The 20,438-nt window shown below is 71.0% G+C and carries 16 protein-coding genes; 14 read left to right on the top strand and 2 right to left on the bottom strand.

Translation table 11 applies throughout. The annotated features are described in order from the left end of the window. The first annotated feature begins 2 nt into the window (after positions 1 to 2). The 14 genes from ACIG0D_RS15570 to recQ all read left to right on the top strand — a co-directional run bounded on the left by ACIG0D_RS15570 (position 3) and on the right by recQ (position 17,893). Complete coding sequence (locus ACIG0D_RS15570; protein WP_030494814.1) at positions 3 to 557, top strand: NADH-quinone oxidoreductase subunit B family protein; 555 nt, start codon at positions 3 to 5, stop codon at positions 555 to 557. Continuing rightward, a complete protein-coding gene (locus tag ACIG0D_RS15575; protein WP_399800533.1) occupies positions 554 to 1,315 on the top strand; it encodes an NADH-quinone oxidoreductase subunit C in 762 nt (253 codons plus the stop codon). The genes ACIG0D_RS15570 and ACIG0D_RS15575 overlap by 4 nt, the downstream gene beginning before the upstream one ends. Further along, a complete protein-coding gene (locus tag ACIG0D_RS15580) occupies positions 1,312 to 2,634 on the top strand; it encodes an NADH-quinone oxidoreductase subunit D (protein WP_365763081.1) in 1,323 nt (440 codons plus the stop codon). Before ACIG0D_RS15575 ends, ACIG0D_RS15580 begins: the two co-directional genes overlap by 4 nt. Then, on the top strand, positions 2,631 to 3,500 hold the full coding sequence (gene nuoE, locus ACIG0D_RS15585) for an NADH-quinone oxidoreductase subunit NuoE (RefSeq protein WP_399800536.1): 870 nt from the start codon (positions 2,631 to 2,633) through the stop codon (positions 3,498 to 3,500). Before ACIG0D_RS15580 ends, nuoE begins: the two co-directional genes overlap by 4 nt. Beyond that, positions 3,500 to 4,849 carry an NADH-quinone oxidoreductase subunit NuoF gene (gene nuoF, locus ACIG0D_RS15590; protein ID WP_166001382.1) on the top strand — a complete coding sequence of 450 codons (1,350 nt, stop codon included), beginning with the start codon at positions 3,500 to 3,502 and terminating at the stop codon, positions 4,847 to 4,849. The genes nuoE and nuoF overlap by 1 nt, the downstream gene beginning before the upstream one ends. Next, positions 4,846 to 7,350, top strand: coding sequence for an NADH-quinone oxidoreductase subunit G (locus ACIG0D_RS15595; protein ID WP_399800539.1), 2,505 nt, complete (start codon positions 4,846 to 4,848; stop codon positions 7,348 to 7,350). Before nuoF ends, ACIG0D_RS15595 begins: the two co-directional genes overlap by 4 nt. Continuing rightward, the gene (gene nuoH, locus ACIG0D_RS15600; protein ID WP_399800542.1) at positions 7,347 to 8,708 is read left to right on the top strand and encodes an NADH-quinone oxidoreductase subunit NuoH; all 1,362 of its coding nucleotides are present in this window, start codon (positions 7,347 to 7,349) and stop codon (positions 8,706 to 8,708) included. Before ACIG0D_RS15595 ends, nuoH begins: the two co-directional genes overlap by 4 nt. Then, a complete protein-coding gene (gene nuoI / locus ACIG0D_RS15605) occupies positions 8,701 to 9,351 on the top strand; it encodes an NADH-quinone oxidoreductase subunit NuoI (protein ID WP_399800545.1) in 651 nt (216 codons plus the stop codon). The genes nuoH and nuoI overlap by 8 nt, the downstream gene beginning before the upstream one ends. Continuing rightward, positions 9,348 to 10,190, top strand: a complete 843-nt coding sequence (locus ACIG0D_RS15610) for an NADH-quinone oxidoreductase subunit J (protein ID WP_399800547.1) — start codon at positions 9,348 to 9,350, stop codon at positions 10,188 to 10,190. The genes nuoI and ACIG0D_RS15610 overlap by 4 nt, the downstream gene beginning before the upstream one ends. After that, a complete protein-coding gene (gene nuoK / locus ACIG0D_RS15615; RefSeq protein ID WP_166001391.1) occupies positions 10,187 to 10,486 on the top strand; it encodes an NADH-quinone oxidoreductase subunit NuoK in 300 nt (99 codons plus the stop codon). The genes ACIG0D_RS15610 and nuoK overlap by 4 nt, the downstream gene beginning before the upstream one ends. Before the next feature lie 12 nt (positions 10,487 to 10,498). Further along, positions 10,499 to 12,445 carry an NADH-quinone oxidoreductase subunit L gene (nuoL, locus tag ACIG0D_RS15620; RefSeq protein ID WP_399800550.1) on the top strand — a complete coding sequence of 649 codons (1,947 nt, stop codon included), beginning with the start codon at positions 10,499 to 10,501 and terminating at the stop codon, positions 12,443 to 12,445. Between the two features lie 5 nt (positions 12,446 to 12,450). Then, positions 12,451 to 14,022 carry an NADH-quinone oxidoreductase subunit M gene (locus ACIG0D_RS15625; RefSeq protein WP_399800553.1) on the top strand — a complete coding sequence of 524 codons (1,572 nt, stop codon included), beginning with the start codon at positions 12,451 to 12,453 and terminating at the stop codon, positions 14,020 to 14,022. After that, positions 14,019 to 15,677, top strand: a complete 1,659-nt coding sequence (gene nuoN / locus ACIG0D_RS15630; RefSeq protein WP_399800556.1) for an NADH-quinone oxidoreductase subunit NuoN — start codon at positions 14,019 to 14,021, stop codon at positions 15,675 to 15,677. Before ACIG0D_RS15625 ends, nuoN begins: the two co-directional genes overlap by 4 nt. A gap of 155 nt (positions 15,678 to 15,832) precedes the next feature. Then, positions 15,833 to 17,893 (top strand): DNA helicase RecQ, encoded by a 2,061-nt coding sequence (recQ, locus tag ACIG0D_RS15635; RefSeq protein ID WP_399801226.1) that lies wholly within the window; start codon positions 15,833 to 15,835, stop codon positions 17,891 to 17,893. A gap of 95 nt (positions 17,894 to 17,988) precedes the next feature. Here recQ and ACIG0D_RS15640 read toward each other — a convergent pair whose 3' ends face one another. Continuing rightward, positions 17,989 to 18,927 (bottom strand): M56 family metallopeptidase, encoded by a 939-nt coding sequence (locus tag ACIG0D_RS15640; protein ID WP_399800559.1) that lies wholly within the window; start codon positions 18,925 to 18,927, stop codon positions 17,989 to 17,991. Positions 18,928 to 19,134: 207 nt separating this feature from the next. Then, on the bottom strand, positions 19,135 to 20,346 hold the full coding sequence (gene fahA / locus ACIG0D_RS15645) for a fumarylacetoacetase (RefSeq protein ID WP_399800563.1): 1,212 nt from the start codon (positions 20,344 to 20,346) through the stop codon (positions 19,135 to 19,137). Positions 20,347 to 20,438 lie beyond the last annotated feature (92 nt).

The raw sequence follows: 20,438 nt of genomic DNA on the forward strand, positions 1-20,438 counted from the left end.
TCATGGGACTCGAAGAAAAGCTGCCGAGCGGCTTCCTGCTGACCACCGTCGAGCAGGCCGCCGGGTGGGTGCGCAAGGCGTCGGTCTTCCCCGCCACCTTCGGTCTGGCCTGCTGCGCCATCGAGATGATGACCACCGGCGCCGGCCGTTACGACCTGGCGCGCTTCGGCATGGAGGTCTTCCGCGGCTCCCCGCGCCAGGCCGACCTGATGATCGTCGCCGGCCGTGTCAGCCAGAAGATGGCCCCGGTGCTGCGGCAGGTCTACGACCAGATGCCGAACCCCAAGTGGGTGATCTCCATGGGGGTCTGCGCCTCCTCCGGCGGCATGTTCAACAACTACGCCATCGTCCAGGGCGTCGACCACATCGTCCCCGTCGACATCTACCTCCCCGGCTGCCCGCCGCGGCCCGAGATGCTGATGGACGCCATCCTCAAGCTCCACCAGAAGATCCAGGGCTCCAAGCTCGGGGTCAACGCCGAGGAGGCGGCCCGCGAGGCGGAGGAAGCGGCGCTCAAGGCCCTGCCGACGATCGAGATGAAGGGGCTGCTGCGGTGAGTGACGCGAACGGCACCCACGCTGCGAACGGGCCGGACGGGGTGAACCCCGAGAAGGACCTGTCCGCGTCCAACCTCCCCGGCCAGCGCGGCCAGGGCGGCGAGGAGATCCGCGTCCAGCGCGGCATGTTCGGCGCGAACAACGGCGGCGACACCTCCGGCTACGGCGGCCTGGTCCGCTCGGTCCGGCTCCCGGGACCGGCGAGCAGGCCCTACGGCGGCTGGTTCGACGAGGTCGCCGACGAACTCGAGGGCGCGCTGGAGGAACAGGGCCTGCTCCCCGAGAACGCCATCGAGAAGACGGTCGTCGACCGCGACGAGATCACCTTCCACATCGAACGCGAGCACCTGGTCCGTGTCGCCCGCACCCTGCGCGACGACCCGGCCCTGCGCTTCGAGCTGTGCACCGGCGTCAGCGGCGTCCACTACCCGAACGACAAGGGCCGCGAGCTGCACGCCGTCTACCACCTGCGCTCGATCACCCACAACCGGCTGATCCGCCTCGAGGTCAGCGCCCCGGACACCGACCCGCACATCCCGTCCCTGGTCCCGGTCTATCCGACCAACGACTGGCACGAGCGCGAGACCTACGACTTCTTCGGGATCGTCTTCGACGGTCACCCGGCCCTGACGCGGATCATGATGCCGGACGACTGGCAGGGCCATCCGCAGCGCAAGGACTACCCCCTCGGCGGCATCCCCGTCGAGTACAAGGGCGCCCAGATCCCGGCTCCGGACCAGCGGAGGTCGTACTCATGAGCACGCAGCACGCAACTCCGCGCGAGACCACCGAGGGCACCGTCTACACGGTCACCGGCGGCGACTGGGACGAGGTCGTCCAGTCCGCGGCCAAGGCCGACGACGAGCGCATCGTCGTCAACATGGGCCCACAGCACCCCTCCACCCACGGGGTACTCCGCCTGATCCTGGAGATCGAGGGCGAGACGGTCACCGAGGCCCGCTGCGGCATCGGCTACCTGCACACCGGCATCGAGAAGAACCTCGAATACCGGACCTGGACGCAGGGCACCACGTTCGTGACGCGCATGGACTACCTGACGTCCTTCTTCAACGAGACCGCCTACTGTCTCGCCGTCGAGAAACTCCTCGGCATCGAGGACCAGATCACCGAACGCGCCAAGATCATCCGCGTGCTCCTGATGGAGCTGAACCGGCTCTCCTCCCACCTGGTGTGCATCGCCACCGGCGGCATGGAGCTGGGCGCCACCACGATCATGATCTACGGGTTCCGTGACCGCGAGATGATCCTCGACATCTACGAGCTCATCACGGGCCTCAGGATGAACCACGCGTACATCCGCCCCGGCGGACTCGCCCAGGACCTGCCGCCCGGCGCGGTGGACCAGATCCGCGAGTTCGTGAAGAAGATGAAGCGGAACCTCCCGGAGTACGACAAGCTCGCCACCGGGAACCCCATCTTCAAGGCCCGCATGCAGGACATCGGCTACCTCGACCTGGCCGGCTGCATGGCCCTCGGCGCCACCGGCCCGATCCTGCGCTCCACCGGCCTCCCGCACGACCTGCGCAAGGCCCAGCCCTACTGCGGCTACGAGACGTACGACTTCGACGTCCCGACCACCGACACCTGCGACGCCTACGGCCGCTTCCTGATCCGCCTGGAGGAGATGCGCCAGTCGCTCAGGATCATCGAGCAGTGCCTGGACCGGCTCCAGCCCGGCCCGGTCATGGTCCCCGACAAGAAGATCGCCTGGCCCGCCCAGCTCGCACTCGGCCCGGACGGCCTCGGCAACTCCCTCGACCACATCAAGAAGATCATGGGCACCTCCATGGAGGCCCTGATCCACCACTTCAAGCTGGTCACCGAGGGCTTCCGGGTCCCGCCCGGACAGGCCTACGCGGCCGTCGAGTCACCCAAGGGCGAACTCGGCGTCCACGCCGTCTCCGACGGCGGCACCCGCCCCTACCGGGTCCACTTCCGCGACCCGTCCTTCACCAACCTTCAGGCCATGGCGGCGATGTGCGAGGGCGGCCAGGTCGCCGATGTCATCGTCGCCGTCGCGTCCATCGACCCCGTGATGGGAGGCGTCGACCGGTGACCACCTCATCCTCGGAGCGGGCGGAACGAGGCGTCAGCCTGGGCATGCCCGAGCTGCCCGCGCCCGACTACCCGGACGACGTTCGAGCCCGGCTCGAACGGGACGCGCGGGAGGTCATCGCCCGCTACCCGGACTCCCGGTCCGCCCTCCTGCCGCTGCTGCACCTGGTGCAGTCGGAGGAGGGCCACGTCACGCGCACCGGCATGCGGTTCTGCGCGGAGATGCTCGGCCTGACCACGGCCGAGGTCACCGCCGTCGCCACCTTCTACACCATGTACCGGCGCAAGCCCTCCGGTGACTACCAGGTGGGCGTGTGCACCAACACCCTGTGCGCGGTGATGGGCGGCGACGCGATCTTCGAGACCCTCCAGGAGCACCTGGGCGTCGGCAACGGCGAGACCACCGACGACGGCAAGGTCACCCTGGAGCACATCGAGTGCAACGCGGCCTGCGACTACGCCCCGGTCGTGATGGTCAACTGGGAGTTCTTCGACAACCAGACCCCCGACAGCGCCCGGCGCCTCGTCGACGACCTGCGCGCGGGCCGGCCCGTCAGCCCCACCCGCGGCGCGCCGCTGTGCACCTTCAAGGAGACCGCCCGGATCCTCGCCGGCTTCCCCGACGAGCGGCCCGGAGCCGTCGAGGCGAGCGGCAGCGGCGGACCGGCCTCGCTGGTCGGCCTGCGCCTGGCCAAGGGCGAGGCAGCGCCCGCCCGCGTGGTCCACCCGCGCGGCGAGGCGCCCCGCGACGAGCCGCCGCACGAGCCGTCGCCCACGGAGCACCTCAGCTCCCACGACGCGCCGCAGTCCACATCGGCCTCCGACCCCGCGAACCCCAGCGGGCCCGTCGCCGAGGAGGGGGAGTGATGACCGTGGTACCCGACGTCAAGGACACCAGCCCCGAGAAGCTGCTCGCACCCGTGCTGTCGGCCTTCTGGGACGAGGACCGGTCCTGGAGCCTGGACGTCTACCGGCGCCACGAGGGCTACGAGGGGCTGCGCAAGGCACTCGCCATGTCGCCGGACGACGTGATCGCCTACGTCAAGGACTCCGGTCTGCGCGGTCGCGGCGGCGCCGGCTTCCCGACGGGCATGAAGTGGCAGTTCATCCCGCAGGGCGACGGAAAGCCGCACTATCTCGTTGTCAACGCCGACGAGTCGGAGCCCGGGACCTGCAAGGACATCCCGCTCCTCTTCGCGAACCCGCACAGCCTCATCGAGGGCATCGTCATCGCGTGCTACGCCATCAGGTCGTCGCACGCCTTCATCTACCTGCGAGGGGAAGTCGTCCCCGTCCTGCGGCGGCTGCACGAGGCCGTCCGCGAGGCCTACGCGGCGGGCTACCTCGGCAAGAACATCCTGGGCAGCGGACTCGACCTCGAACTCACCGTGCACGCGGGCGCGGGCGCGTACATCTGCGGTGAGGAGACCGCGCTGCTCGACTCGCTCGAAGGCCGCCGTGGTCAACCGCGGCTGCGTCCCCCCTTCCCTGCCGTCGCGGGCCTCTACGCGTGCCCGACTGTCGTGAACAACGTCGAGTCGATCGCGTCGGTTCCCGCCATCATGAAGAACGGCAAGGACTGGTTCAGGTCGATGGGCAGCGAGAAGTCCCCGGGCTTCACGCTGTACTCGCTCAGCGGCCACGTCGCCAGCCCCGGCCAGTACGAGGCCCCGCTCGGTATCACCCTGCGCCAGCTGCTCGACATGAGCGGCGGGATGCGGCCCGGGCACCGGCTGAAGTTCTGGACGCCGGGCGGCTCCTCGACGCCCATGTTCACCGACGAACACCTCGACGTCCCGCTCGACTACGAAGGCGTCGGCGCCGCCGGTTCCATGCTCGGCACCAAGGCGCTGCAGTGCTTCGACGAGACGACCTGCGTGGTCCGCGCGGTCACCCGCTGGACCGAGTTCTACGCCCACGAGTCCTGCGGCAAGTGCACCCCGTGCCGGGAAGGCACCTACTGGCTGGTGCAGCTGCTGCGGGACATCGAGGCCGGCAAGGGCGCCATGAGCGACCTCGACAAGCTGGCCGACATCGCCGACAACATCAACGGCAAGTCCTTCTGCGCCCTCGGTGACGGTGCCGCCTCGCCGATCTTCTCCTCGCTGAAGTACTTCCGCGAGGAGTACGAGCAGCACATCACGGGCCGCGGCTGCCCCTTCGACCCGGCCAAGTCGACGGCCTGGGCCGATCACCGCACGGAGGTGAACGCATGACCGTGACCACCAACGCGCCCGCAGGCGGGGGAGAGGCGGCGGTCCCGCCGGAAGATCTCGTCACGCTGACCATCGACGGCATCGAGATCAGCGTGCCCAAGGGCACGCTCGTCATCCGCGCCGCCGAACAGCTCGGCATCGAGATCCCGCGTTTCTGCGACCACCCCCTCCTCGCCCCGGCCGGCGCCTGCCGCCAGTGCATCGTCGAGGTCGAGGGCCAGCGCAAGCCCATGGCGTCCTGCACGATCACGTGTACGGACGGAATGGTCGTGAAGACTCAACTGACCTCGCCGGTCGCCGAAAAAGCCCAGCAAGGCGTGATGGAGCTGCTGCTCATCAACCACCCGCTGGACTGCCCGGTCTGCGACAAGGGCGGCGAGTGCCCGCTGCAGAACCAGGCCATGTCGCACGGCAACGCCGAGTCCCGCTTCGAGGGCAAGAAGCGCACCTACGAGAAGCCGGTGCCGATCTCCACCCAGGTGCTGCTCGACCGCGAGCGGTGCGTGCTGTGCGCGCGCTGCACCCGCTTCTCCAACCAGATCGCCGGCGACCCGATGATCGAGCTGATCGAGCGGGGCGCACTCCAGCAGGTCGGCACCGGCGAGGGCGACCCCTTCGAGTCGTACTTCTCCGGCAACACCATCCAGATCTGCCCGGTCGGTGCGCTCACCTCGGCGGCGTACCGGTTCCGCTCCCGCCCCTTCGACCTGGTCTCCTCGCCGTCGGTGTGCGAGCACTGCTCCGGCGGCTGCGCCACCCGCACCGACCACCGGCGCGGCAAGGTCATGCGGCGCCTCGCGGCGAACGACCCCGAGGTCAACGAGGAGTGGATCTGCGACAAGGGCCGCTTCGCGTTCCGCTACGCGCAGCAGCGCGACCGCCTTCAGACGCCGCTGATCCGCAACCCCGAGGGCGAGCTGGTGCCGGCGTCCTGGCCGGAGGCGCTCCAGATCGCCGCCCAGGGGCTGCTCGCCTCGCGGGGCCGCACCGGTGTCCTCACCGGCGGCCGGCTCACCGTCGAGGACGCCTACGCGTACAGCAAGTTCGCGCGCGTGGCCCTCGACACCAACGACATCGACTTCCGCGCGCGCGTGCACAGCGGTGAGGAGGCCGACTTCCTCGCCGCGCGGGTCGCGGGCCGCGGCCGGGACCTCGACGGTACGGGCGTCACGTACGCCTCCCTGGAGAAGGCCCCGGCGGTGCTGCTGGCCGGGTTCGAGTCGGAGGAGGAGGCGCCCGGCGTCTTCCTGCGGCTGCGCAAGGCCTGGCGGGGACACGGGCAGAAGGTGTTCGCGCTGGCCACCCACGCCACCCGGGGCCTTCGGAAGGCGGGCGGCACGCTGCTGCCGGCCGCGCCCGGCACCGAGACCGAGTGGCTCGACGCGCTCGCCGCCGGGGTCGGCCTGGAGGGCGACGGGGCGAAGGCCGCCGAGGCGCTGCGGGCCGAGGGCGCGGTGATCGTCGTCGGCGAGCGGCTCGCCGCAATCGCCGGGGGTCTCACCGCCGCCGTACGGGCCGCCTCGGCGACCGGGGCTCGGCTGGTGTGGATCCCGCGGCGGGCGGGGGAGCGCGGCGCCGTCGAGGCCGGTGCGCTGCCGTCGCTGCTGCCGGGCGGGCGTCCGGCCACCGACCCGCGCGCGCGGGAGGAGGTCGCCGCCGTCTGGGGGCTGGCCGAACTCCCGCACCGCTACGGCCGCGACACCGGCCAGATCGTGGAGGCCGCCGCCACCGGGGAACTCGGGGCGCTGCTCGTCGCGGGCGTGGAGGTCGCGGACCTGCCCGACCCGGCCCGCGCGCGGGAGGCGCTCGCCGAGGTCGGCTTCCTGGTCTCGCTCGAACTGCGGCCCAGCGAGGTGACCCACCACGCGGACGTCGTCCTGCCGGTCGCCGCGGTCGCCGAGAAGGCGGGCACCTTCCTCAACTGGGAGGGCCGGGTGCGCCTCTTCGAGGCCGCGCTCAAGCCCGACCACATGACCCGGCGCCTCGCGCCCACCGACGCGCGCGTGCTCCAGATGCTCGCCGACGCCATGGACGTCCACCTGGGCCTGCCGGACCTGCGGACCGTCCGCGCGGAGCTGGACCGGCTCGGCGCCTGGGACGGCCCGCGCGCCACCGAGCCGCTGGAGACGGCGGCCCCGCTGCCCCGCCCCGCCGCCGGGGAGGCCGTGCTCGCCGGGCACCGGCTCCTGCTCGACCAGGGCGTCCTCCAGGAGGGCGACGAGGCCCTGGCCGGCACCCGGCACGCCGCACGCGCGCGCCTGTCCGCGGCCACGGCCGCCGAGGCCGGCGTCGAGGAAGGCGACGCGCTCGCCGTGACCGGCCCCGCCGGGACCGTCGAACTCCCACTGGAGATCACCGAGATGCCGGACCGCGTGGTGTGGCTGCCGCTGAACTCCACCGGCGGCGGCGTCGCCTCCGACACCGGCGCGCTGCCCGGCTCCCTCGTCCGCATCGGCCCGGCCACGCTCGTCGGCGACGCCCCCAAGGAGGTGGAGGCATGAGCCCGTACCTCGCCGCTGAAGACCTCTCGATGTTCGGCCACGACCCGTGGTGGCTGGTCGTCGTCAAGGCGGTGTTCTGCTTCGCCTTCCTGATGGTGACCGTGCTGATCTCCATCGTGATGGAGCGCAAGGTCGTCGCCTGGATGCAGCTGCGCATCGGCCCCAACCGGCACGGACCCTGGGGCATGCTCCAGTCGCTCGCCGACGGCATCAAGCTGATGCTGAAGGAGGACATCGTCGTCAAGCGCGCGGACAAGGTGGTCTACGTCCTCGCGCCGATCGTCGCCGCCATCCCGGCGTTCATGGCGATCGCGGTGATCCCCTTCGGCCCGGCCGGCAACGAGATCTCGATCTTCGGCCAGCGCACCACGATGCAGCTCACCGACCTGCCGATCGCGATGCTCTACATCCTCGCGGTCGCCTCGGTCGGCATCTACGGCATCGTGCTGGCGGGCTGGAGCTCCGGCTCGACGTACCCGCTGCTCGGCGGCCTGCGTTCGTGCGCGCAGATGATCTCGTACGAGATCGCCATGGGCGCCGCGTTCGCCTCGGTGTTCCTCTACTCCGGGTCGATGTCGACCTCGGCGATCGTCGAGGCCCAGCAGGACCGCTGGTACGTGGTGCTGCTGCCGGTGTCCTTCCTGATCTACATCGTGACGATGGTCGGCGAGACCAACCGCGCCCCCTTCGACATGCCGGAGTCCGAGGGCGACCTGGTCGGCGGCTTCAACACCGAGTACTCGTCGATCAAGTTCGCGATGTTCATGCTCGCCGAGTACGTGAACATGGTGACGGTCTCGGCCGTGTCCGTGACGCTCTTCCTCGGCGGCTGGCGGGCCCCGTGGCCCATCAGCACCTTCTGGGAGGGCGCGAACCACGGCTGGTGGCCGCTGCTCTGGTTCACCGTCAAGGTGCAGCTGCTGCTGTTCCTCTTCATCTGGCTGCGCGGCACGCTCCCGCGGGTCCGCTACGACCAGCTGATGAAGCTCGGCTGGAAGGTCCTCATCCCGGTCTCGGTGGTGTGGCTGATGCTCGTCGCCACCGTGCGGACCCTGCGCAACGAGAACTACGCCTTCGCCGACATCGCCCTGTACGTGGGCGGCGGCGTCCTCGCCCTGCTGCTGCTCTCCTTCGTCGCGGACTTCCTCCGCGACCGCGCCAAGCCGGCCGAGGCCCCCGCCCAGCCGGCCGCCTTCGACCCGATGGCGGGCGGATTCCCCGTGCCGCCGCTGCCGGGCCAGGAGCTGCCGCCGGTGCCGCGGCGCCGCTCGCGCCGGGAGCGGGAGCTGATTGTCAGTGGCGGGCCCGATACTCACAGTGACGGATCGCTGGATGGAAAGGAGGCGTCCGATGGCTGAGGAGCCCCAGGAGGGCGGGCACACGTCGCCCGGTTTCCAGAACCCCGTGGCCGGCTTCGGCGTGACCTTCAAGGCCATGTTCAAGAAGCGGCTCACGGAGCAGTACCCGGAGCAGAAGAAGACCACCGCTCCGCGCTTCCACGGACGGCACCAGCTCAACCGCCATCCGGACGGCCTGGAGAAGTGCGTCGGCTGCGAGCTGTGCGCCTGGGCCTGTCCCGCCGACGCGATCTACGTCGAGGGCGCGGACAACACCGACGAGGAGCGCTACTCGCCGGGCGAGCGGTACGGGCGGGTGTACCAGATCAACTACGCCCGCTGCATTCTGTGCGGCCTGTGCATCGAGGCGTGCCCCACGCGCGCGCTGACGATGACGAACGAGTTCGAACTGGCCGACTCCAGCCGCGCCAACCTCATCTACACCAAGGAACAGCTGCTGGCCGGCCTCGAGGAAGGCATGGTCGACACCCCGCACGCCATCTACCCGGGCATGGACGAACAGGACTACTACCGGGGGCTGGTCACCGAGGCCGCCCCGGGTACGGAGCCCCAGGTCGCCCACTCCAAGGGCGAGGTCGTGCAGGAGGCCGACTCCACCTTCGGCGGGACCGAACCGGCGTCGGAGAAGGTGATCGGCCGATGACCGCGCAGCTCGCCGCCTACACCACCTCCACCGGAGAGGCCGTCCAGTTCTGGATCCTCGGCACGGTGGCGGTGATCGGCGCCCTGTGCACCGTCTTCATGAAGAAGGCCGTGCACAGCGCGCTCTGCCTGGCCGGCACCATGATCGTCCTGGCGGTGTTCTACCTCGCCAACGGCGCCTACTTCCTGGGCGTCGTGCAGATCGTCGTCTACACCGGCGCGATCATGATGCTGTTCCTGTTCGTGGTGATGCTCGTCGGCGTCACCGCCGCGGACTCCCTGAAGGAGACCATCAAGGGGCAGCGCTGGCTGGCCCTGCTGTGCGGCCTCGGCTTCGGCATCCTGCTGATCGCCGGCATCGGCAACGCCTCGCTGAACGAGTGGGGCGGCATCGGCACGGCCAACGCGGGCGGCAACGTCGAGGGCCTGGCGGCCCTGATCTTCACCAAGTACGTCTTCGCCTTCGAACTCACCGGCGCCCTGCTGATCACGGCCGCCGTCGGCGCCATGGTGCTCACCCACCGCGAGCGCACCGAGCGCGCCAAGACCCAGCGGGAGCTGGCCGAGCAGCGCGTCCGCGAGGGCAAGCACCTCCCGCCGCTGCCCGCGCCGGGTGTCTACGCCCGGCACAACGCCGTGGACATCGCGGGCCTGCTGCCCGACGGCACCCCGTCGGAGCTGACCGTCAACAAGACGCTGCGCGAGCGCGGCCAGATCAGGGACGTCTCGGCACAGGCGCTGAGCGACCTGCGGGCGCTGGAGCAGCGCGCCGAGGAGCGCCTGGAGCGGACCGGGACCGTGCCGGCGACCTTCAAGGGGACCGAGGAGGCGTCGAAGTGAACCCCGTCTACTACCTGTATCTCGCGGCGCTGCTGTTCGCGATCGGCGCCACCGGAGTGCTGATCCGGCGGAACGCGATCGTGCTGTTCATGTGCGTCGAGCTGATGCTCAACGCCTGCAACCTCGCGTTCGTCGCCTTCTCCCGGATGCACGGCAACCTCGACGGCCAGATCATCGCCTTCTTCACGATGGTCGTCGCCGCCGCGGAGGTCGTGGTCGGGCTCGCGATCATCGTGTCACTGTTCCGCGCCCGCCACTCGGCCTCGGTCGACGACGCCAGCCTGATGAAGCTCTAAGGGGTCGCTGAAGTGGAGAACCTGATTGCGCTGCTGATCGCGGCGCCCCTGCTCGGAGCGGCCGTCCTGCTGTGCGGCGGCCGGCGGCTCGACGCCGTCGGCCACTGGCTCGGCACCCTGCTGGCGTTCGTCTCCTTCGCCCTCGGCGTCGTCCTCTTCGCCGGCCTGCTGGGCAAGGACGCCGAGCACCGCACGCTCACCTCGCACCTGTTCAGCTGGATCCCGGTCGAGGGCTTCCAGGCGGACGTCGCCTTCCGCCTCGACCAGCTGTCGATGACGTTCGTCCTGCTGATCACCGGTGTCGGCTCGCTGATCCACCTCTACTCGATCGGGTACATGGAGCACGACGAGCGGCGCCGCCGCTTCTTCGGCTACCTGAACCTGTTCCTCGCGGCGATGCTGCTCCTCGTCCTCGCCGATAACTACCTGCTGCTGTACGTCGGCTGGGAGGGCGTCGGTCTCGCCTCCTACCTGCTGATCGGCTTCTGGCAGCACAAGCCCAGCGCGGCCACGGCCGCGAAGAAGGCCTTCCTGGTCAACCGGGTCGGCGACATGGGCCTGTCGATCGCGATCATGCTGATGTTCACCACGTTCGGCACCTTCGCCTTCGGCCCGGTGCTCGCCGGGGTGGGGGACACCTCCGAGGGCACCCTCACCGCGATCGGCCTGATGCTGCTGCTCGCCGCCTGCGGCAAGTCCGCCCAGGTGCCGCTCCAGTCCTGGCTCGGGGACGCGATGGAGGGCCCGACCCCGGTCTCCGCCCTCATCCACGCCGCGACCATGGTGACCGCGGGCGTCTACCTCATCGTCCGCTCCGGCGCCATCTTCAACGCCGCTCCCGACGCGCAGTTGGTGGTCACCATCGTCGGCGCGGTCACGCTGCTGTTCGGTGCGATCGTCGGTTGCGCGAAGGACGACATCAAGAAGGCGCTGGCCGGCTCGACCATGTCGCAGATCGGCTACATGGTGCTGGCCGCGGGCCTCGGCCCGATCGGCTACGTCTTCGCGATCATGCACCTGGTCACGCACGGCTTCTTCAAGGCCGGCCTCTTCCTCGGCGCCGGCTCCGTCATGCACGGCATGAACGACGAGGTCGACATGCGCCGCTACGGCGGCCTGCGCAAGTACATGCCGGTCACCTTCGTCACCTTCGGCCTCGGCTACCTCGCGATCATCGGCTTCCCGGGCCTGTCCGGCTTCTTCTCCAAGGACAAGATCATCGAGGCGGCGTTCGCCAAGGGCGGCACCGAGGGCTGGATCCTCGGCGGCTGCGCCCTGCTCGGCGCCGCGATCACCGCGTTCTACATGACGCGCGTGATGCTGATGACGTTCTTCGGCGAGGAGCGCTGGCGCAACGCGCCGACGCCGTCCCCGGCGGAGCCGGACGTCGAGCCCGCCGCCGCGACCCGCGGCGAGCACACCGAGCCGCACCCGCACGAGTCGCCCAAGGTCATGACGATCCCGATGATCCTGCTGGCCGTCGGCTCGGTCGCGGGCGGCGCGTTCTTCAGCATCGGCGACCGGTTCATCCACTGGCTGGAGCCCGTCACCGGGCACGCCCACGGCCACCCGCCGATCAGCGCGGGCACGGTGACGGCGGCGACCGTGGCGTGCATGGTGATCGGCGTCGCCCTCGCCTGGGCGCAGTACGGCCGCCGCCCGGTCCCGGCCGTCGCCCCGCGCGGGTCCCTGCTCACCCGGGCCGCCCGCCGCGACCTGCTCCAGGACGACTTCAACCACGTCGTCCTGGTCCGCGGCGGCGAGCACCTGACCCGGTCCCTGGTGTACGTCGACCACACCCTGGTCGACGGAGTCGTCAACGGCACGGCGGCCTCGGTCGGCGGCCTCTCCGGACGGCTGCGCCGCCTCCAGAACGGCTTCGCGCGGTCGTACGCGGTCTCGATGTTCGGCGGTGCGGCGGTCCTGGTCGCCGCCACCCTGCTGATGAGGGCGGTCTGATACCGATGTCCTTTCCCCTGCTGACAGCGACGGCGGCGCTCCCGGCGCTCGGAGCGGTCGCCACGGCCGCCGTCCCGGCCGCGCGGCGCACCGCCGCCAAGTGGCTGGCGCTGCTCGTCTCGCTCGCCACCCTCGCCCTCGCGATCGCCGTCGTGGTCCGCTTCGACCCGGGCGGCGACCGCTACCAGCTCACCGAATCCCATGCCTGGATCAAGGACTTCGGAGTCCGCTACGAACTGGGCGTGGACGGCATCGCGGTCGCGCTGATCGCGCTGACCGCCCTGCTGATCCCGTTCATCATCCTCGCGGGCTGGCACGACGCCGACCCGCTGGAGACCGGCAGCAGGCGGTGGCGGCCCACCCAGGGCTTCTTCGCCCTGATCCTGGCCGTCGAGGCGATGGTGATCCTCTCCTTCGAGGCCACCGACGTCTTCCTCTTCTACATCTTCTTCGAAGCCATGCTCATCCCGATGTACTTCCTCATCGGCGGCTTCGGGGACCGTGCCCACGAGCACGGCGAGCAGGCGGCGGCAACCCAGCGGTCGTACGCGGCCGTGAAGTTCCTGCTCTACAACCTGGTCGGCGGCCTGATCATGCTGGCCGCGGTGATCGGGCTGTACGTGGTCGCAGGGAACTTCTCCCTCACGGAGATCGCCGAGGCCCGCGCCAACGGCTCCCTCGACATGGCGACGAGCACCGAACGCTGGCTGTTCCTCGGCTTCTTCTTCGCCTTCGCGGTGAAGGCGCCGCTGTGGCCGCTGCACACCTGGCTGCCGAACGCGATGCAGGAGTCCACCGCCCCGGTCGCGGTCCTCATCACCGCGGTCGTCGACAAGGTGGGCACCTTCGCGATGCTCCGCTTCTGCCTCCAGCTGTTCCCGGAGGCGTCGAAGTGGGCCACGCCCGCGATCCTCGTGCTGGCGCTCATCAGCATCATCTACGGGGCGCTGCTCGCGGTCGGCCAGCGCGACATCAAGCGGCTGATCGCCTACGCGTCGATCTCCCACTTCGGCTTCATCATCATGGGCATCTTCGCGATGACCAGCCAGGGCCAGTCCGGCGCGACCCTCTACATGGTCAACCACGGCCTGTCGACGGCCGCGCTGATGCTGGTCGCCGGCTTCCTGATCTCCCGGCGCGGCTCGCGGCTCATCGCGGACTACGGCGGGGTGCAGAAGGTCGCCCCGGTGCTCGCCGGCACCTTCCTGATCGGTGGCCTCGCGACCCTGTCGCTGCCCGGACTCGCCCCGTTCGTCAGCGAGTTCCTGGTCCTGGTCGGCACCTTCGCGCGCTACCCGGTGATCGGGATCATCGCCACCTTCGGCATCGTGCTCGCCGCGCTCTACACCCTCGTCCTGTACCAGCGGACGATGACGGGCCCGGTGAAGCCGGAGGTCTCCGCGATGCCGGACCTGCGGGTGCGTGAGCTGGTGGTCGTCGCGCCGCTGGTCGCGCTGCTGATCGTGCTCGGCGTCTACCCGAAGCCGGTCACGGACATCGTCAATCCGGCGGTCGAGCAGACCATGTCGGACGTACAGAAGAAGGACCCCCGGCCCGAGGTGGAGGCGGCCAAGTGAGCGCATCAGCCGTCCACAGCCTGTGGACAACGGCGGCAACCGCGGCCGAACCGATTTCCAAGATCGACGCGCCGAAGATCGAGTACGGGCAGCTGGCGCCCACCCTGATCGTCGTGGGCGCGGCGATCGTCGGGGTGCTCGTCGAGGCGTTCGTCCCGCGCAAGTCCCGTTACCACGTCCAGATGTTCGTGTCCGTCGTGGGCCTGGTCGCCGCCTTCGCCGCGGTCGTCGCTCTCGCCGCCGACGGATACGGCACGACCAAGGCGCGGATCGCGGCGATGGGCGCGATCGCGGTCGACGGTCCGGCTCTGTTCCTGCAGGGCACCATTCTGCTGGCCGCGCTGGTCGGCCTCTTCACCTTCGCCGAGCGGCGCCTCGACCCGGCCGCGCACGGCAAGCCGGTCGACTCCTTCGCCGCACAGGCCGCCTCCGTGCCCGGCAGCGACAGCGAGAAGGCCGCGGTGCGGGCCGGGTTCACCACCACCGAGGTGTTCCCGCTGCTGCTCTTCGCGGTCACCGGCATGCTGCTGTTCCCGGCGGCCAACGACCTGCTGACCCTGTTCATCGCCCTGGAGGTGTTCTCGCTCCCGCTGTACCTGCTGTGCGCGCTGGCCCGCCGCAAGCGGCTGATGTCGCAGGAGGCCGCGGTGAAGTACTTCCTGCTCGGCGCCTTCGCCTCCGCGTTCACCCTGTTCGGCATCGCGCTGCTGTACGGCTACGCCGGCTCGATGTCGTACGGCACGATCGCTCGGGTCGTCGACGGCACGATCACCGACGTCACCCCGGCCCTGGCGAACACCATGGGCAACGACGCGCTGCTGCTGATCGGCGCCGCGCTGATCGTGATGGGTCTGCTGTTTAAGGTGGGCGCGGTGCCGTTCCACATGTGGACCCCGGACGTCTACCAGGGTGCGCCGACCCCGGTGACCGGCTTCATGGCGGCGGCGACCAAGGTGGCCGCGTTCGGCGCGCTGCTGCGGATCCTGTACGTGGTGCTGCCGGGCCTGCGCTGGGACTGGCGGCCGGTGATGTGGGGCGTGGCGATCGTCACCATGCTGGGCGGCGCGATCGTCGCGATCACCCAGACCGACATCAAGCGGCTGCTGGCGTACTCGTCGATCGCGCACGCGGGATTCATCCTCGCGGGTGTCATCGCGACCACGCCGGACGGTGTCTCGTCGGTCCTCTTCTACCTGGCCGCCTACTCGTTCGTGACGATCGGCGCGTTCGCGGTCGTCACCCTGGTGAGGGACGCGGGCGGCGAGGCGACGCACCTGTCCAAGTGGGCCGGGCTGGGACGCCGCTCCCCGCTGGTCGCGGCCGTGTTCGCGGTGTTCCTGCTGGCGTTCGCGGGCATCCCGCTGACCAGCGGGTTCGCGGGCAAGTTCGCCGTGTTCAAGGCGGCGGCGGAGGGCGGCGCGGCACCGCTGGTCGTGATCGGTGTGATCTCGTCGGCGATCGCGGCCTTCTTCTACATCCGGGTGATCGTGCTGATGTTCTTCAGCGAGCCCAAGCCGGAGGGCCCGACGGTCGCCGTGCCGTCGCCGCTGACGGTCACCGCGATCACGGTGGGCGTGGCGGTGACGCTGGTGCTCGGCGTGGCGCCGCAGTACTTCCTGGACCTGGCGGGTCAGGCGGGCGTCTTCGTGCGCTGACCCTCCGCCCGCCGGTACGGCCGGGGCCCGGCATCCCTCGCGGGGGATGCCGGGCCTTTGTGTCGTCCGCAGCCTGTGGATAACTCCCGGGACTGTCGGCGCCGCCCCCTATCGTGGAAGCAGTGGTCGAGGGACGACGTACGGGGGGCACGACGATGGGCGGGACGGGCGGTATCGCCGAGATGACAATGACGCGGAGTGAGGCGCTGGACACCCTGGAGAGGGTCTTCGGCTATGAGGCCTTCCGCGGCGAGCAGGAAGCCGTCATCGAGCATGTGGTGGCCGGCGGCGACGCCGTGGTTCTCATGCCGACGGGCGGCGGCAAATCGCTGTGCTACCAGATCCCGGCCCTGGTCAGACCCGGCACGGGCGTCGTCGTCTCCCCGCTCATCGCGCTCATGCAGGACCAGGTGGACGCGCTGCGGGCGGCCGGCGTGCGGGCCGGGTTCATCAACTCCACGCAGGACTTCGACGAGCGGCGCGTCGTCGAGGCCGAGTTCCTCGCGGGCGAGCTGGACCTGCTCTATCTCGCGCCGGAGCGGCTGCGAGTGGAGGCCACGCTGGATCTGCTCTCGCGCGGGAAGATCTCCGTCTTCGCGATCGACGAGGCGCACTGCGTCGCCCAGTGGGGCCACGACTTCCGCCCCGACTACCTGACCCTGTCGCTGCTCGGCGAGCGCTGGCCGGACGTCCCCCGGATCGCGCTCACGGCGACCGCCACCCGCGCCACGCACCGGGAGATCACCGAGCGGCTGAACATGCCCCGGGCCCGCCACTTCGTGGCGAGCTTCGACCGGCCGAACATCCAGTACCGGATCGTGCCGAAGGCGGACCCGAAGAAGCAGCTGCTGAGCTTCCTGCGCGAGGAGCACGCGGGCGACGCCGGCATCGTGTACTGCCTGTCGCGCAACTCGGTCGAGAAGACCGCCGAGTTCCTCACCCGCAACGGCATCGAGGCGGTGCCGTACCACGCGGGCCTCGACGCGGGCACCCGCGCCGCCCACCAGTCCCGCTTCCTGCGCGAGGACGGCCTGGTCGTGGTGGCGACCATCGCCTTCGGCATGGGCATCGACAAGCCCGACGTACGGTTCGTCGCCCACCTGGACCTGCCCAAGTCGGTGGAGGGGTACTACCAGGAGACGGGCCGCGCCGGCCGCGACGGACTGCCCTCCACGGCCTGGATGGCGTACGGCCTGAACGACGTCATCCAGCAGCGCAAGCTGATCCAGTCCGGCGAGGGCGACGAGGCGTTCCGGCGCAGAGCCCAGGCCCACCTGGACGCGATGCTCGCGCTGTGCGAGACCGCCCAGTGCCGTCGCGGGCAGCTGCTCGCCTACTTCGGCCAGGAACCGGACCCGGCGGGCTGCGGCAACTGCGACACCTGCCTGACGCCGCCGGAGACCTGGGACGGCACGGTCGCCGCGCAGAAGGTGCTGTCCACGGTGGTGCGGCTGCAGCGGGAGCGGGGGCAGAAGTTCGGCGCCGTGCAGATCGTCGACATCCTGCTGGGCAAGCGCACCGGCAAGGTGATCCAGTTCGACCACGACCAGCTGTCCGTCTTCGGCATCGGCCAGGAGCTCACCGAGGGCGAATGGCGGGGCGTGATCCGGCAGTTGCTGGCCCAGGGCCTCCTCGCCGTCGAGGGGGAGTACGGCACGCTGGTGCTGACCGAGGCCAGCGGGGCGGTGCTGCGGCGGGAGCGGGAGGTGCCGCTGCGCAAGGAGCCGAAGAAGCCGACCGCCGCGAAGGCGGCGACGGGCACGGCACGGGGCGAGCGCAAGCCCAGGGCCGCGGCCGCCGAGCTGCCCGAGGAGCTGCTGCCGGCGTTCGAGGCGCTGCGCGCCTGGCGGGCCGAGCAGGCGCGGGAACAGGGCGTCCCGGCGTATGTGATCTTCCATGACGCGACCCTGCGGGAGATCGCCATGGTGTGGCCCACCTCGGTGCGCGAGCTGGGCGGGATCAGCGGAGTGGGCGAGAAGAAGCTGGCGACGTACGGGGAGGGTGTGCTCGAGGTCCTCGCCGGACTGGGCGGCCCGCCCGGCGCGGCGCAGGCGCCCGCTCCGGGCTCGACTCCGGTCTCGGCCCCGTCCGCCGACGCGGCCCCGGCGCCCGCACCGGCCGACGCGGCCCCGGGAGCTTCCGCCGGCCTCGACGCCGACGACCCCTTCGGCCCGCACGACTGGTCCGGGGAGGAGCCGGAGCCGGACTGGGCGTAAGGCCGAGCGCGCGCGGGCGGGAGGGCCGGCCCAGTCCCGTCAGCCCAGTCCCGTCAGCCCAGTCCCGTCAGCCCAGTCCCGTCAGCCCAGTGCCGTCAGCCCAGTGCCGTCAGCCCCGGTGCGAAGGTGATCAGCAGGGGCAGCAGCGGCACCAGCGCCGCCGCCGTCGTGGTCAGGGCCCGGTGGCGTCGGCCCAGCCGGGGCGGCGGCTGCAGCAGACGGTCGACGCGCTCGCCGAGCAGCCGGTGGCTGGAGGCGCAGGACAGCACGCCGCGGTGCTGGTTCAGCTCGATCAGGGCGAGCGCGGTGGTGAGGTGACCGCAGCGCCGGGAGGCGGTGTCGTCGGCGGCCAGTTCGACCAGGCGGTGGGTCTGGTCGCAGAAGTGCGCGAACAGCGGGATACGGGGGAAACCGGTGGCCAGCGCGGTAGAGAGGTGCAGCAGCCAGTCGTGGCGGGCGCGGGCGTGGCCGCGCTCATGGGTGAGGACGGCGTCGAGCTGGTGGTCGGTGAGGCGGTGCAGGGCGCCGGTGGTGACGACCAGCTGCGCCGGATGGCCCGGCAGCCACCAGGCGTCCGGGTACTCGTCCTCCAGGACCAGCAGCGGTCCGCGGGCGGCGGGCAGCCCGGCCGGCAGGTCGGGAGCGCGCTCGCGCAGGTGGGCGCGGGCCTGGCCGCGCCGGCGGCGGGCCTCGACCAGCTCACGGGCGAGCATCGCGGTGGTCCAGGCGGCCCCGCAGGCCAGCAGCAGGGTGAGCGCGGCGGCCCAGGGCGGCGCGGCAGACAGGTCGTACGCGGCGGTGACGGCCGGCGGGGCCGGGGCGAAGACCCGGTCGCGGACGGTCTGGAAGACCGCCGCCGCGCCGAGCGTCAGCGCGGCCAGGCAGCACAGCAGCACGGTGGCGACCAGGCACTGCCACACCCACAGCGCCACCACCGGCTCCCGTTCGGGCCAGGCGGCACGGGTCAGCGCGCGGGGGACCGGCACGGCGGCCGTCACGGCGAGGACGCTGAGCAGGAGCAGGCAGACGGTCATGCCAGGGGCTCCGGATCCAGGAGGGAGAGGGCGGCTTCGGTCGTGCGATGCGGGCGAGGGGCGCGCGCCGTCCGCATCCCGCACCGGCGTCGCGCACTCCGCCCGCCGCCAGTATGACGGCGGGCGGGGCCCGGAGTCAGCGCCCGGACCAGGGCGTTACCGGAGGACACCCTTCCACGGCTCGACGACCGTGTCCGGTACGGCGGTTCACGCGGACACGATCGTCCCCGTCACCTCGCCGAGACCCACCCGGGCACCGCCCGGACCCGGAGCCCAGGCCGTGAGGGTCACCGTGTCGCCGTCCTCCAGGAACGTGCGCTTGCCGTCGGGCAGTTCGAGCGGGTCGCGGCCGTTCCAGGTCAGCTCCAGCAGGGAGCCGCGCTGCGCGGGCTCGGGGCCGCTGACCGTGCCGGAGCCGTAGAGGTCGCCGGTGCGCAGGGAGGCACCGTTCACCGTCATGTGGGCGAGCTGCTGGGCGGCCGTCCAGTACATGGTGGAGAACGGGGGTTCGGAGACCACGTGGCCGTTGACGGCGACGGAGATGCGCAGGTCGTAACCGCCGGGTTCCTCGCCGGAGTCGTCGAGGTAGGGCAGCAGTTCGTGGGTGCGCTCCGGGGGCGCGACCCGGGCGTCCTCCAGGGCGTCCAGCGGGGTGATCCAGGCGGAGACGGAGGTGGCGAAGGACTTGCCGAGGAACGGCCCGAGGGGCACGTACTCCCAGGCCTGGATGTCCCGCGCGGACCAGTCGTTGAGCAGGCACAGCCCGAAGACATGCTCCCGGAAGTCGCCCAGCGGCACCGGGCTGCCCATCCGCGAGGGCGTGCCGACCACGAAGCCGACCTCCGCCTCGATGTCCAGCCGGACGGACGGTCCGAAGACCGGCGCGGGGTCGGTGGGCGCCTTGCGCTGACCCGCCGGACGGACGATGTCGGTGCCGGAGACCACGACCGTGCCGGAGCGGCCGTGGTAGCCGATCGGCAGGTGCTTCCAATTGGGGGTGAGCGAGTCGGGGGCGTCCGGGCGGAACATCCGGCCGACGTTGCGGGCGTGATTCTCCGAGGCGTAGAAGTCGACGTAGTCGGCGACCTCGAAGGGCAGATGCAGGGTCACCGACGACAGGGGGTGCATCAGCGGGGCGACGGTCTCCCGGTGGGACGGCACGGTCACCCACGCGGTCAGCGCGCGCCGTACGTCCGACCAGGTGGTGCGGCCGGCCGCGAGCAGCGGGTTGAGCGTGGGCCGGTCGAGCAGCGAGGCGTACGGGGAGCCGAGCGCCACGGCCGCCGCGCCCGCGTCGAGCACATGGTCGCCGAGCCGCACGCCGACGGTCCGCCGCTCGGACCCGGCGGGCGAGAACACGCCGTACGGAAGGTTGTGCGGACCGAAGGGGTCGCCCTCGGGGACATCGAAGGGGGGCATGGGGTGCTGCCTCACTTTCGTACGTGCGGTCCATGCGGTCGCGCCACACGTTACGGCGGTGATCCCCGTTTGGGCAGTGCCGTCATCGCCGT

Origin of the sequence: Streptomyces sp. NPDC052773 (genome assembly GCF_044547145.1) — a bacterium.
Classification (GTDB): domain Bacteria; phylum Actinomycetota; class Actinomycetes; order Streptomycetales; family Streptomycetaceae; genus Streptomyces.

Coding starts and splice junctions, on each gene's coding strand:
- nuoF (WP_166001382.1), top strand. CDS start 3,500: ATGACCGTGGTACCCGACGTCAAGGACACCAGCCCCGAGAAGCTGCTC.
- nuoI (WP_399800545.1), top strand. CDS start 8,701: ATGGCTGAGGAGCCCCAGGAGGGCGGGCACACGTCGCCCGGTTTCCAG.
- ACIG0D_RS15595 (WP_399800539.1), top strand. CDS start 4,846: ATGACCGTGACCACCAACGCGCCCGCAGGCGGGGGAGAGGCGGCGGTC.
- fahA (WP_399800563.1), bottom strand. CDS start 20,346: ATGCCCCCCTTCGATGTCCCCGAGGGCGACCCCTTCGGTCCGCACAAC.
- ACIG0D_RS15640 (WP_399800559.1), bottom strand. CDS start 18,927: ATGACCGTCTGCCTGCTCCTGCTCAGCGTCCTCGCCGTGACGGCCGCC.
- ACIG0D_RS15610 (WP_399800547.1), top strand. CDS start 9,348: ATGACCGCGCAGCTCGCCGCCTACACCACCTCCACCGGAGAGGCCGTC.
- ACIG0D_RS15580 (WP_365763081.1), top strand. CDS start 1,312: ATGAGCACGCAGCACGCAACTCCGCGCGAGACCACCGAGGGCACCGTC.
- recQ (WP_399801226.1), top strand. CDS start 15,833: ATGGGCGGGACGGGCGGTATCGCCGAGATGACAATGACGCGGAGTGAG.
- ACIG0D_RS15570 (WP_030494814.1), top strand. CDS start 3: ATGGGACTCGAAGAAAAGCTGCCGAGCGGCTTCCTGCTGACCACCGTC.
- ACIG0D_RS15625 (WP_399800553.1), top strand. CDS start 12,451: ATGTCCTTTCCCCTGCTGACAGCGACGGCGGCGCTCCCGGCGCTCGGA.
- nuoH (WP_399800542.1), top strand. CDS start 7,347: ATGAGCCCGTACCTCGCCGCTGAAGACCTCTCGATGTTCGGCCACGAC.